Origin of the sequence: Hominenteromicrobium sp., assembly GCF_046974225.1 — a bacterium.
GTDB lineage: Bacteria > Bacillota > Clostridia > Oscillospirales > Acutalibacteraceae > Hominenteromicrobium > Hominenteromicrobium mulieris.
This window is the reverse complement of the sequence record NZ_JBKWAE010000002.1, coordinates 63,701-76,295: the sequence shown is the minus strand read 5'-3', so window position 1 is coordinate 76,295 and position 12,595 is coordinate 63,701. Positions and strand designations below refer to the sequence as shown.

The window sequence follows — 12,595 nt, the reverse complement described above, 5'->3', positions numbered from 1 at the left end:
CTTTCTTTTCGAAAAAATGGTTTCAAATATATAGGGCATTCTGCCTCCGTTTTATTTTGAAGCATTTTCCCATTTGTGTCAAGCTTTTTTTGTTGAAATTATGCAGACTATTTTAATTGAAACGCGCGGTTTTGTATGATACAATAAAAAACAAGAGCTTCGTCGGCGATTTATAGGGGAAAAGCCGTTTGAAGCGGTCTTTTGGTGTATTTGAAAGGATTGAAACAAAAATGGAGAAAAAACGATATGACGCCGTCGTGATCGGCGCGGGCGTTACGGGCAGCGCCATCGCCCGTGAGCTTTCGCGGTATCAGGCAGAAATATGCGTACTGGAAAAGGGCGAAGACGTCTGCACCGGCACCTCAAAGGCGAACAGCGCCATCGTGCACGGCGGCTTTGATGCCAAAACGGGCTCGCTGAAAGCCAAGATGAACGTCCTCGGCAACCGCATGATGACGCAGGTCGCGGAAGAACTGGATGTTCCGTTCCGCAGAAACGGCGCGTTCGTGCTGTGCTTTGACGAAAACGACATGCCTGCGTTAAAGGAGCTTTATGAGCGCGGTGTGACAAACGGAGTAGAAAACCTCAAAATTCTTACCGGCGACGAAGCGAGAGAAATGGAGCCTGCGCTCAGCGACACGGTCGTCGCGGCGCTGTTCTGTCCGTCCTCCGGCATCGTATGCCCGTTTGAATTGACCTTGGGCTTTGCCGAAAACGCCGAGAAAAACGGTGTTGAATTCAAATTTGAGTGCGGCGTGCAGAATATCCGCTGCGAAAACGACCTCTATATTCTCGAAACCGAACAGGGCGAGATCGAAACGCGCGCCGTCATCAACGCGGCGGGTGTGCACGCCGATGAAATTCACGATATGCTGCTGCCGCACGCGTTCACCATCACCCCGCGCCGCGGCGAATACTGCCTGTGCGACAAAAACGCGGGCAATTTGGTTGATAAAACCATCTTCCAGCTGCCGACAAAGCTCGGCAAGGGCATTCTTGTCACACCCACCGTGCACGGCAATCTGCTGCTCGGCCCCACCGCCGAGAATATCGAAGGCCGCGAGGACACGGCCACAACGCAGAGCGGCCTTGCATTCGTTTTGGAAAAAGCCGGTATGAGCGTGAAAAACGTGCCGAGCCGACAGATCATCACATCGTTCTCCGGCCTGCGCGCCTGCGCGGACAGAGGCGACTTCATTTTGGAGGAAAGCGCGCCGAACTTCTTTGAAGCCGCGGGCATCGAATCCCCGGGCCTCACAAGCGCGCCTGCCATCGGCGTTTATATGGCGGAAATGGCGGCGAAAGCGCTTGGCCTTACGAAAAAAGAAAGCTTCAACCCCGTTCGTCACGGTGTCGTGCACCTCAATTCGCTCAGCGTCGAAGAACGCGCCGAGAAAATCCGTGAAAACCCGCTCTACGGCAGTATTGTCTGCCGCTGCGAGACGATCTCCGAGGGCGAGATTGTGGACGCCATCCGCCGTCCGCTCGGCGCGAAAACGCTGGACGGCGTAAAGCGCAGAACCAGAGCCGGCATGGGCCGGTGCCAGGCAGGCTTCTGCTCCCCGCGCGTCATGGATATTCTCGCAAGAGAACTTAACTTGCCGCTGACAGCCATCCGAAAGAACGAAAAAGGCTCCGAAATCGTGTTCGGGAAGACGAAATGAGGTTTATTATGGAAAATAAAATCACAAAATCGCTTGTCATCATCGGCGGCGGGCCTGCGGGGCTTGCGGCGGCGGTCGCCGCGGCGGAAAACGGGCTTCCGGCTGAAGACATCTTAATTTTAGAAAGAGACGGGCGTCTCGGCGGCATCTTAAACCAGTGCATCCACAACGGCTTCGGTCTGCACACGTTTAAAGAGGAGCTCACGGGTCCGGAGTACGCCGCGCGCTTTGAAGAACGCGCAAAGGCTTTGCATATCCCGTACAAGCTCGGCGCAATGGTACTGAGTATTTCCCCGGAAAAGGTCGTCACGGCGGTCAGCCGCGAAGACGGTCTGTTCACCGTGGAAGCGGGCGCGGTCATTTTAGCCATGGGCTGCCGCGAGCGTTCCCGCGGCGCGCTGAATATCCCCGGCTTTCGCCCGGCGGGCGTGTTCTCCGCCGGCACGGCGCAGCGCCTTGTCAATATGGAGGGTTATATGCCCGGACGCGAGGTCGTCATTCTCGGCTCCGGCGATATCGGTCTCATCATGGCGCGCCGCATGACGTTAGAGGGCGCGAAAGTACACGTCGTCGCGGAACTCCAGCCGTACTCCGGCGGCCTCAAGCGCAATATCGTCCAGTGTCTCGATGACTTCGGCATCCCGCTGAAGCTTAGCCACACCGTGACGGAAATTCACGGCAAAGACCGCGTGACGGGCGTCACCATCAGCGCCGTGGACGACAAATTAAAGCCCATCCCGGGCACGGAAGAATATTATTCCTGCGATACGCTGCTTCTGTCCGTCGGTCTGATCCCGGAAAACGAGCTCACCCTCGGCGCGGGCGCACCGCTCTCCCGCGTGACGAACGGCCCCGTTGTCAACGAAAGCCTCGAGACCGGCGTGCCGGGCATCTTCGCGTGCGGCAACGTGCTGCATGTGCACGACCTTGTGGACTATGTTTCCGAAGAAGCCGCGCAGGCAGGTCGTGCCGCCGCAAAGTACGTGCAGGGCGGCAACAAAGAAACCGCAGAGCCGCTTTCGGGCGGCATCAAGCTCGAAGCCAAGGGCGGTGTGCGCTACACTGTGCCGAGCATCATTCACCCCGAAAATGTGCCGGATACGCTCACGGTGCGCTTCCGCGTGGGCGGCATCTATAAAAATTCGTTCATCAGTGTCTATTTCGGCGATCAGCGCGTGCAGCACCGCAAAAAGACCGTTATGGCACCGGGCGAAATGGAGCAGGTATTGCTGAAAAAAGCAGACCTTCAAAATATTGATTTTGATACCGTCACCGTCACGGTGGAAGCGGAATAAGGAGGGCATTACTATGGAAACGAAATCGTTTATCTGCATCAACTGCCCCTTGGGCTGCCCGCTGACCGTCACTGTTGAAAACGGCGAGGTGAAAAGCGTTACAGGCAATACGTGTAAGCGCGGCGAGCTCTACGCCGTGAAGGAAGTTACCGCGCCCGCCCGTACCGTCACGTCTACCGTTCGCGTTTTAAACGGTGAACGCCCGGTTGTCGCCGTGCGCACGAAAACGGACATCCCGAAGGGTAAAATTTTCGACTGCATGAAAGCCATCAACGCAGCGGAGATCACCGCCCCCGTCCATATCGGCGACATCGTCATCGAAAATGTTTGCGGCACCGGCGTAAACGTCGTCGCATCCGCGGACGACGAGTTGGGTTAAAAGTCTTTGATTAAACTTTCTTCAGAAAGTTTATAGGGTCTCGGGGCAAAGCCCTGAGGCGCGCTCCGCAGAGCGCGAAATCCTTTTGCTTACCCCAAAATCAGGACTGGGAGAAACCAATGCTTCGCATTGCTATAAAACAATCCAGTGAATTGTTCGTCCGAGGGAGACCCTATTAAGGGGTCTCCCTATGAATTTGCACGGCAAATTCATAAAAGATAAAACTTTTAGAAAGAGAGAATAAACGTATGAACTACACCGACATCAACGCCAAAACCGTGGACAGCTGGGTGCAAAACGGCTGGGAGTGGGGCAGGCCCATCAGCCACGAAACGTTTGAAAAAGCGAAAAACGGCGAATGGGGCGTCTATCTCACACCGACAAAAATCGTGCCGCACGAATGGTTCGGCGAGATGCGCGGCAAGAAAATTCTGGGTTTAGCCAGCGGCGGCGGGCAGCAGATTCCCGTTTTCACGGCGCTCGGCGCAGACTGCACCGTGCTGGATTATTCCACGGAGCAGCTAAAGCGCGAAGAAGAGGTCGGCAAGCGGGAGGGATACACGCCAAAGTGCGTCCGCGCCGATATGACAAAGCCGCTGCCGTTTGCAGACGAGAGCTTCGACCTTATCTTTAACCCTGTCTCCAACTGCTACATCGAGGAATTAGAGCCTGTCTGGCGTGAGTGTGCCCGCGTGTTAAAGCCGGGCGGCGTTTTGCTTGTCGGGTTTGATAACGGCATCAATTACCTTTTTGATGACGACGAAACAAAGATTACGAACACGCTGCCGTATAATCCCTTAAAAGACGAAGTACTCTATAAAAAGTCGCTGGAGCTCGATTACGGCGTGCAGTTTTCGCACACACTGGACGAAGAAATCGGTGGCCAGCTGCGCGCGGGATTTATGCTGACGGATATTTATGAAGATACAAACGGCGGAGGCTTTCTGCACGAGCACGGCGTGCCCTGCTTTGTCGCAACGCGCTGTGTGAAAAAGTAATAGCTGAATAAAAACCGTAAAAAGCACGGCTTTCCCGAAAAACGGCGGAAAAGCTGTGCTTTTTAAATTTTGCCGCAAAAATATTTTTTGAAATCGCACATTCAAAAATAAGAGCATAAATGAGAAAAACAAAGAATAAGCGAGATTGGAATTCGCAGCTTAAAAAACCGCAAAAAAGCGCTTGACAAGCCGTTTTTCGTGTGGTACTATCATTTAGCGCCCATGGGAAAGCTATGGGCATTTTCAGAGATTTCGTATCGCAGCGCACAAAGCGTTTGCCGGTACCGAGATAATTTAAATCAATTTTGGAGGTAAACGCTATGTCCACTTATATGGCCAAGGCTGGTCAGGTTGACCGCAAATGGTATGTAATTGACGCTGCAGGCAAGCCGCTCGGCCGCGTTGCAGCACAGGCCGCAGTTCTTCTCCGCGGCAAGCACAAGCCCACCTTTACCCCGCACGTTGACTGCGGTGACCACGTCATCATCATCAACTGCGCTGAGGCTGTCCTCACCGGCGGTAAGGCTGAAAAGAAGTATTATTATCATCACACGGGTTATATCGGCCACCTCAAGGCTGTCCGTTATGACACCCTGATGCGTACAAAGCCGGAAAAGGCGATGGAGCTTGCTGTTCACGGCATGATCCCCTCGAACACCATCGGCAGAGCTGCAGAAGCAAGACTTCGTGTCTACGCCGGCAGCGAGCACAAGCACAAGGCGCAGAAGCCGACGGCTTGGGAACTTTAATAGGAGGTAAACGAATATGTACGATAAGGCACCTTATTTCTACGGCACCGGCAGAAGAAAAAGCTCCGTTGCACGTGTAAGAATTTACCAGGGCACCGGTAAGGTTACGATCAACGACCGCGATATCGACGATTATTTCGGCCTTGATACCCTCAAGACGATCGTTCGTCAGCCGCTCGTTCTCACCGGTACCGAAGAGAAGTTCGACATCGTTTGCCGCGTTGCAGGCGGCGGTGTTACCGGTCAGGCCGGTGCTATCCGCCACGGTATCTCCAGAGCTCTGCTCCAGTACGATTCCGAGAACCTCCGCGCTACGCTGAAGAAGGCCGGTTTCCTCACCCGTGACCCGAGAATGAAGGAAAGAAAGAAATACGGTCTCAAAGCTGCCCGTCGTGCGCCTCAGTTCTCCAAGAGATAACAGGCCCGACAAACCAATTCAAAAATGCTCAAAAAGCCCGGAACCATGCGGTTTTCCGGGCTTTTTCCTTTCCAAAAAGTCTGTTGTCCTTTGTCCGATTTTGGAAGGATTTGACCTTGCCTGACCCGGTTTTTCTTGATTAATAATGGGGCAACAGGCCCTTTTTGACCCCGTTATGATTAAAAAATGGGGCAACTGCGAGCCGAAATCGGGGTGTTTTAGAGGGCATTTTCCCCGTCATTTTTTCGATTCCATGACGGCCTTTGTGAACGGTTTTTCTTTTGAAGGGGATGTCCTGATTTGTCAGGATTTGACCAAACCGAATCCAGTTTATCTTGTCCTTCTGAGTTGCCGCTGCTGTGTTTCAAGTGGATGAACTCTCGCACATTTGCGGCGCAGTGTTCCTTCCATATATACTGAAAGCGTAAAGGAGGAACGCCCTATGAAAAAACGGAAATTCAAGATATACCTCACCCCCGCCGAAAACAGCATTGTGATCCAGAGCCTTAATCACCTGCGCAATACTATGCTCCGTGAAAACCGGGACACCGGCTGCCTGGATGAACTTCTGCTCAAAGCCATGTGCGCCCCGGTGAAGAAGATGTAAAATTACATATCGCTGCCAGATGAGCCGCTTATTCTTTTCAGAAAGAGTAAGCGGCTTTTTTCATGTCCATCTTTCGGATTTTCTCATACATAGCCGTCCGTCTTGCCAACGGGCGGCTAAATCTAAGAAGAAGGAGGACATGAAAATGCCGGAACAAAGAAGCCGCCCCAGGGATGGCCGCGTGATCGCGCTGGCCAACCAGAAAGGCGGCACAGGCAAAACCACCACGACGGTGAACCTGGGCATTGGTTTAGCCCGTCTGGGGAAAAAGGTACTGCTCATTGACGCAGACCCACAGGGCGACCTCACCACCTGCCTAGGCTGGCAAGACCAAGACAGCCTGCCCACCACCCTGGCCACCGTTATGGAAAAAGTGATCCGGGATGAGCCATTCACCACGGATGAGGGCATTTTGCACCACAGCGAGGGCGTAGACCTTATGCCCGCCAACATTGAGCTGTCCGCGCTGGAAATGAGCCTGGTCAACGCCATGAGCCGGGAGTTTACTTTGCGGACCTATGTCAATGAAGCCAAGAAGCACTATGACGTGGTTCTCATTGACTGTATGCCGTCCCTGGGTATGATTACGATCAACGCCCTGGCTGCGGCGGACAGCGTGATTATCCCGGTGCAGGCCCACTATCTCCCCGCCAAGGGCATGACCCAGCTTATGAAAACCATCAATAAGGTGAAACGGCAGATCAACCCGGCTCTGAAGGTGGACGGGGTGCTGCTCACTCTGGTGGATGGGCGCACAAACCTTGCCAGACAGACAGCAGATACACTGCGGCAGAGTTACGGGAGCGTGTTGAAAATTTATCGTTCCGAGATTCCCGTAGCCATCAAAGCCGCAGAAATCAGCGCCGCAGGCAAGAGTATTTACGCCTACGACAAGGGGAGCAAGGTGGCCCAGGCTTATGCGGATTTTTCAAAGGAGGTGCTGGCGGATGGCGAAAAGCAACGGGCTAAACTTCAATCTTCCCTCAGTCGATGACCTGTTTTCCACGGAGGAAGAGCGGGCTGAGGCACGGCTTGAAAAAGTTGTCAATCTTTCGCCCACGGAAATCAGCGACTTCCCGAACCACCCGTTTAAGGTGCGGATGGACGCAGCTATGCAGGAAATGACGGAAAGCGTGAAGCAGTACGGCGTATTGGTCCCTGCCCTGGTGCGCCCCAAACCGGAGGGCGGCTATGAAATGGTGGCCGGACACCGCAGGAAAAAGGCGGCGGATTTAGCGGGGCTTGCGAAAATCCCCTGTATTGTGCGGCAGCTCACCGATGATGAAGCCACGATTATCATGGTGGACTCCAACTTGCAGCGGGAGCAGATTCTGCCCTCGGAGAAGGCGTTTGCCTACAAAATGAAGCTGGACGCATTAAAACGACAGGGTCAGCGGACGGATTTAACTTCTTCTCCACTGGATAATAAGTTAAAAGGCGTTACAGCAGCCCAGCAGATCAGCAGGGATAGCGGAGATAGTCAACCTCAGATTTATAGGTATATCCGCCTTACCCACCTTATCCCGGAAATTCTGGAGCTGGTAGATAACTCAGTCCTTAAAGACCAGGAAATGCTCCAGATTGCCATGCGCCCTGCGGTGGAGCTGTCCTACCTGCGAAAAGAAGAACAGGCCGACTTGTTCGCTATCATGGACGAGATGGACTGCACCCCGTCCCACGCCCAAGCCATCAAAATGCGACAGATGTCCGAAGCCAAGACTGGAGGGGAACGGCTGGCCAAAGACGCCCTTGTTTCCATTATGAAGGAGGAAAAGCCCAATCAAAAAGAACAGTTCAAAATCCCAAAAGAAAAAATCAGCCGGTTTTTTGCGCCGGGGACGCCCACGCAGAAGATCGAGGACACCATTGTCAAGGCGCTGGAACTTTACCGCAAACGCCAGCGCAGTTTAGAGAGATAGCCCACTCACAAGGGGGAAGTGCGCCCATTTGCAGGGAAACGGCAGCTTGTGCCGGTTCCCCCTCTCCACACCTCACCCCTTCCAAACAACCTAAACAGCCTAAAAAAAGAAGATATTTGGGGAGCCTGGATGTATATAGAAAGCTCCGGCCTCTTTTCCACAGGCAGACATCGGGCTGCGAGGAAAACCGGGCGGGCCTCTCTTTTTTAGACAGTAACCAACACAAGCCGCAGCACATCGGAAACGGTGTGCTTTTTTGCGGCCATTTCAAGGAGGTAACACGATGAAAGCATTGAGAAAGCCCCTGTCCCTGTTCATGGCCATGCTCATGTGCCTGGGCATATTCGCAGGGACGGGAACCACAGCGTTTGCCGCAGGGGAAACCATGACGACGTATATGGTGGAGTTCCCCCGTGCCAGCGACCCCAACAAGGCAGGCTGGGGACATTCCGCTATGAATTTCTTGGGCGGATGGTCTACCGGCGAAAATAACGGTTTTACCATCCACACGCAGGATTCCTTTAACGGGAAAGTCATCTACTGTATCGAACCCGGCGTCAGCGTTCATTCCGGCGACCAGTTTACTGGCCGGGGCGAGGATTTCTGGGATGATTACCCGTCCGATCTGAACCCCACTATCCCACCGGACACCATCAAGGAATATATCGGGCGGATTATGACCTATGGATGGCAGGGCAACGCCAGCACCTCATGGATGACCGATGACCCGGAGGACGCCAGCAAGATGGCCGGGGCAATCGCCACCCAGCTTCTTGTCTGGGAAACCGTCGTAGGCGAGCGCGACAGCCAGTTTAACCATGTGGACGCCAACGCCCAGGGCAAGAACAATATCGCGGAATATACCAGCCCGGAGAATCCCCTTTACAGCGAGATCTTCAGCCAGTATTCCGCTATTGAGAGCGCGGTAAAACGCCATACCATGCTGCCCAGCTTTTTCAGCAGCACCGCAGACGCCGGGGCCTACGAGCTGAAATGGGACGGCCAGCAGTATTCCCTCACTCTCACGGATACCAACGGCGTGCTGGGAGATTACACCTTTACCAGCAATATTACCGGCCTGAACTTCTCTGTGGACGGAAACCAGCTCACCATCACTTCCAGCCAGGCCATCAAAGGCTCTGTAACGGTAAAAGCAGAAAAAATCTCCGCCCAGCGCAGCGGCGTAGTGGTATGGACGGATGGGATTATCGGCGGCGGCAAGCAGGACTTTGCCACCTACGGGGAAACCGTGTCCGATTATATGGTGGGCTATCTGAACCTGGAAGTAAAAACCGGCAATATGAAGCTGGTCAAGACTTCCGAGGATGGACAGGTAGCCGGGATCAGCTTCACCATTACCGGCGAAGGATACAGCGCCACCAAGACCACCAATGAGGCGGGCGAGATCGACATCTCCGACCTCAATCCCGGCGTTTATACCGTAACCGAGCAGTCGATTGACAAATACGAACCCCAGGAAAGCCAGCGCGTGACCATCGTCAGCGGCCAGACCGCCACCGTGACTTTTAGCAACGTGCTCAAACGCGGCAGCCTGGAAGTGACGAAAACCAGCGAGGACGGGCTGGTGGAGGGCATGACCTTCCATCTGTACGGCACATCCCTCTCCGGGCAGCCGGTGGATGAGTATGCGGTGACAGACGGAAACGGTGTGGCGCGCTTTGAAAACGTGCTCATCGGCACGGGCTATGTACTGGAGGAGGTGGATACCCCCATCCGTTATGTGGTGCCGGATTCCCAGACAGCCACCATCGAGTGGAATGAAGTGACCCACAAGAGCGTGAACAATGTCCTCAAAAAGTTCCGTGTCACTGTCACCAAGAGCGATGTGGAAACGGGCGCGCCCCAGGGCGACGGTTCTCTTGCCGGAGCAACCTATGGGTTGTATAAGGGAGATACACTCATCGACAGCTATACCACCGATGAGAACGGCCAGTTCACCACCGGATATTACGTCTGCGATTCGGACTGGACAATCCGTGAAATCAACCCCAGCGAGGGCTACCTGCTGGATTCCTCTATCCACAAGGTAGGCGCGGAACCGGAATTGTATGAGATTGAGCTGAACGACACCGCCAACGATGTGACGGAGCAGGTCATCAAGGGCGACATTGCCATAATCAAGCATACCGACGACGGGGAAACCCAGATCGAAACCCCGGAATCCGGCGCGGAATTCCAGGTGTTTTTGAAATCAGCCGGCAGCTATGAAAATGCCAAGGAATCTGAGCGCGATGTCCTCGTCTGCGATGAGAACGGCTTTGCACAGTCGAAGAAGCTGCCCTACGGCACCTATATCGTCCGTCAGACCAAGGGCTGGGAAGGCCGCGAGCTGATGGACGATTTTGAAGTGTATATCGCTCAGGACGGCCAGACCTACCGTTATCTCATCAACAACGCCAACTTTGAGAGCTTCATCAAGGTGGTCAAGGTGGACGCGGAAACCGGCGTCACCATCCCCTATGCGGGGGCCGGGTTCCAGATTTACCGTCCCGATGGCAGCAAGGTGGAAATGACCTTCACTTACCCGACGCCGACCACCATTGATACGTTCTACACCAATTCCGAGGGCTATCTGGTAACGCCTGAAAAGCTGGAATACGGCGCGGGATATTCCCTGGTTGAAGTACAGGCCCCCTACGGCTATGTGCTGGACAGCACCCCGGTTTACTTTGATGTGACCGAGGACAATTCCAGCGTGGAAGGCGGCGTGACGGTGATTGAAGTCACCAAGCCCAACATGGCCCAGAAAGGAATCATCAAAGTCAGCAAGACCGGCGAGGTATTTTCCTCTGTGACAGAAAACGAGGGCGTTTACCAGCCGGTGTATGAGGTGCAGGGCCTGCCCGGTGCGGTGTTTGAAATCACCGCCCTGGAGGACGTCTACACCCTGGACGGCACCCTGCGCTACTCTGCGGGCGAGGTAGTGGACACCATCACCACCGGCGAGGACGGGACAGCCCAGAGCCAGCCCCTCTACCTGGGCAAGTTCCAGGTGAAGGAAATCCAGTTCCCTCACGGCATGGTGGATACCGGCGAGAACGTCACCAACGTGGAGCTGGTGTACGCAGGCCAGGAGGTGGAAGTCACCGAAACCTCTGCCAGCTTCTACAACCAGCGCCAGAAAGCCCTTGTGACGCTTGACAAGGTGCTGGAGCAGGATGAAACCTTTGGCATTGGCATGAATGGCGAGATCTCCGCCGTGACCTTTGGCCTCTATGCCCAGGAGGACATCACCGCAGCAGACGGTTCCGTGATCCCGGCAGACGGGCTTCTGGAGATCGTTTCTGTGAATGAGAACGGCCAGGCCGTTTGCAGCACCGACCTGCCTTTCGGCAGCTTCTACCTGAAGGAGCTTTCCACTGACAGCCATTACCTGCTGAATGGCGAAACCTTCCCGTTCACCTTTGAGTACGGCGGGCCTTCTGTTGCCGTGGTAGAGATTTCCGCTAATGATGGCGAGGCTGTCACAAACGAGCTGATCCGCGGCGAAATCAAGGGCCTCAAAACCGATGAGAACGGCACGGGCCTGGGCGGGGCTGTAATCGGTCTGTTTAAGTCCGATGAAACCGAGTTTACCGCCGAAAACGCCCTTGCCACCACTACCTCAGCGGACGACGGCAGCTTTTCTTTCACCAATGTGCCTTACGGTGATTGGGTGCTGAAAGAACTGGAAAGCCCGGAAGGGTTCATCCTCTCCGATGAAGTGATTCCCGTTACTGTGGAGGAAGATGGACAGGTTGTAGAGATTTCCCTTGCCAATGAGCGTGTGTATGGTGATCTGCGGCTCACCAAGGTGGATAAGGATTATCCCGATAACAAATTGACGGGCGCTGAATTTGAAGTGTACCGCGATACCAACGGCAACAAAGAGCTGGACGAGGGTGACGAGCTGCTGGGCAAGCTGGAGGAAACCAGCACCGGCATTTACGAGATGTCCCACATCCTCTACGGCGGCGTGTTCGTAAGGGAAACCAAAGCGCCGGAGGGCTTCCTGCTGGATGAAAACGCCTACTATGTGGAGATCACCGAGAACGGCAAAATCTACGAGGTAGAGAACGAGGCCGGGGTTGGCTTCACCAACATGGCCCAGACTGGCTCCCTGCGGATTGAAAAAACGTCCAGCGACGGCAAGGTGGAGGGCTTCTCCTTCCGCGTGACCGGGGCCAACGGCTACGACCAGACCTTCAAAACCGATAAAAACGGCGAAATCTTCATCGAGGGCCTGCGCGTAGGCGATTACACCGTGTCCGAGGTATCGGATGGGGCCAGCGCCAACTATGTGCTGCCTGCGGATAAAAAGGTGACGATTCTGGCGGATAAGACCACTGTGGCGCAAATGCACAATGAGCTGCGCGATACCCCGAAAACCGGCGATGACAGCAAGCCCTGGCTGTGGGCGGCCCTGATGGGCGTATCCGCTATGGGCGCTGCCGCCCTGGGCGTTGCGGCCTATGTAGGTAAGCGCAAGAAGGGCAAAAACACCGTGAAATAACTGCGGCTTGATTCTGTGTTAGGAGGAATGATTTCATGGAACTGAAAACGATC

General features: G+C 54.5%; 10 protein-coding genes. All 10 read left to right on the top strand.

Annotated elements, in window-relative coordinates; all coding sequences use genetic code 11:
- The first annotated feature begins 230 nt into the window (after positions 1-230).
- Positions 231-1,664 (top strand): NAD(P)/FAD-dependent oxidoreductase, encoded by a 1,434-nt coding sequence (locus ACLTX1_RS01985; protein WP_412330384.1) that lies wholly within the window; start codon positions 231-233, stop codon positions 1,662-1,664.
- 8 nt (positions 1,665-1,672) lie between these two features.
- The gene (locus ACLTX1_RS01980; protein WP_412330383.1) at positions 1,673-2,959 is read left to right on the top strand and encodes an NAD(P)/FAD-dependent oxidoreductase; all 1,287 of its coding nucleotides are present in this window, start codon (positions 1,673-1,675) and stop codon (positions 2,957-2,959) included.
- Positions 2,960-2,972: 13 nt separating this feature from the next.
- Positions 2,973-3,338 carry a DUF1667 domain-containing protein gene (locus ACLTX1_RS01975; RefSeq protein ID WP_176819811.1) on the top strand — a complete coding sequence of 122 codons (366 nt, stop codon included), beginning with the start codon at positions 2,973-2,975 and terminating at the stop codon, positions 3,336-3,338.
- 248 nt (positions 3,339-3,586) lie between these two features.
- Positions 3,587-4,336 (top strand): class I SAM-dependent methyltransferase, encoded by a 750-nt coding sequence (locus ACLTX1_RS01970; RefSeq protein ID WP_308449511.1) that lies wholly within the window; start codon positions 3,587-3,589, stop codon positions 4,334-4,336.
- Positions 4,337-4,656: 320 nt separating this feature from the next.
- Complete coding sequence (gene rplM, locus ACLTX1_RS01965) at positions 4,657-5,085, top strand: 50S ribosomal protein L13 (RefSeq protein ID WP_308449512.1); 429 nt, start codon at positions 4,657-4,659, stop codon at positions 5,083-5,085.
- A 16-nt stretch (positions 5,086-5,101) separates the two neighbouring features.
- Complete coding sequence (gene rpsI, locus ACLTX1_RS01960; RefSeq protein WP_176819814.1) at positions 5,102-5,503, top strand: 30S ribosomal protein S9; 402 nt, start codon at positions 5,102-5,104, stop codon at positions 5,501-5,503.
- Positions 5,504-5,945: 442 nt separating this feature from the next.
- Entirely contained in the window at positions 5,946-6,110 is a 165-nt protein-coding gene (locus tag ACLTX1_RS01955) for a hypothetical protein (RefSeq protein WP_015535538.1), read from the top strand.
- A 145-nt stretch (positions 6,111-6,255) separates the two neighbouring features.
- Positions 6,256-7,104 (top strand): ParA family protein, encoded by an 849-nt coding sequence (locus tag ACLTX1_RS01950; RefSeq protein ID WP_105204999.1) that lies wholly within the window; start codon positions 6,256-6,258, stop codon positions 7,102-7,104.
- The gene (locus tag ACLTX1_RS01945) at positions 7,058-8,029 is read left to right on the top strand and encodes a ParB/RepB/Spo0J family partition protein (RefSeq protein WP_015535536.1); all 972 of its coding nucleotides are present in this window, start codon (positions 7,058-7,060) and stop codon (positions 8,027-8,029) included. The genes ACLTX1_RS01950 and ACLTX1_RS01945 overlap by 47 nt, the downstream gene beginning before the upstream one ends.
- A gap of 283 nt (positions 8,030-8,312) precedes the next feature.
- A complete protein-coding gene (locus ACLTX1_RS01940; protein ID WP_412330382.1) occupies positions 8,313-12,542 on the top strand; it encodes a SpaA isopeptide-forming pilin-related protein in 4,230 nt (1,409 codons plus the stop codon).
- Positions 12,543-12,595 lie beyond the last annotated feature (53 nt).

Coding starts and splice junctions, on each gene's coding strand:
- rplM (WP_308449512.1), top strand. CDS start 4,657: ATGTCCACTTATATGGCCAAGGCTGGTCAGGTTGACCGCAAATGGTAT.
- rpsI (WP_176819814.1), top strand. CDS start 5,102: ATGTACGATAAGGCACCTTATTTCTACGGCACCGGCAGAAGAAAAAGC.
- ACLTX1_RS01970 (WP_308449511.1), top strand. CDS start 3,587: ATGAACTACACCGACATCAACGCCAAAACCGTGGACAGCTGGGTGCAA.
- ACLTX1_RS01945 (WP_015535536.1), top strand. CDS start 7,058: ATGGCGAAAAGCAACGGGCTAAACTTCAATCTTCCCTCAGTCGATGAC.
- ACLTX1_RS01980 (WP_412330383.1), top strand. CDS start 1,673: ATGGAAAATAAAATCACAAAATCGCTTGTCATCATCGGCGGCGGGCCT.
- ACLTX1_RS01950 (WP_105204999.1), top strand. CDS start 6,256: ATGCCGGAACAAAGAAGCCGCCCCAGGGATGGCCGCGTGATCGCGCTG.
- ACLTX1_RS01975 (WP_176819811.1), top strand. CDS start 2,973: ATGGAAACGAAATCGTTTATCTGCATCAACTGCCCCTTGGGCTGCCCG.
- ACLTX1_RS01985 (WP_412330384.1), top strand. CDS start 231: ATGGAGAAAAAACGATATGACGCCGTCGTGATCGGCGCGGGCGTTACG.
- ACLTX1_RS01940 (WP_412330382.1), top strand. CDS start 8,313: ATGAAAGCATTGAGAAAGCCCCTGTCCCTGTTCATGGCCATGCTCATG.
- ACLTX1_RS01955 (WP_015535538.1), top strand. CDS start 5,946: ATGAAAAAACGGAAATTCAAGATATACCTCACCCCCGCCGAAAACAGC.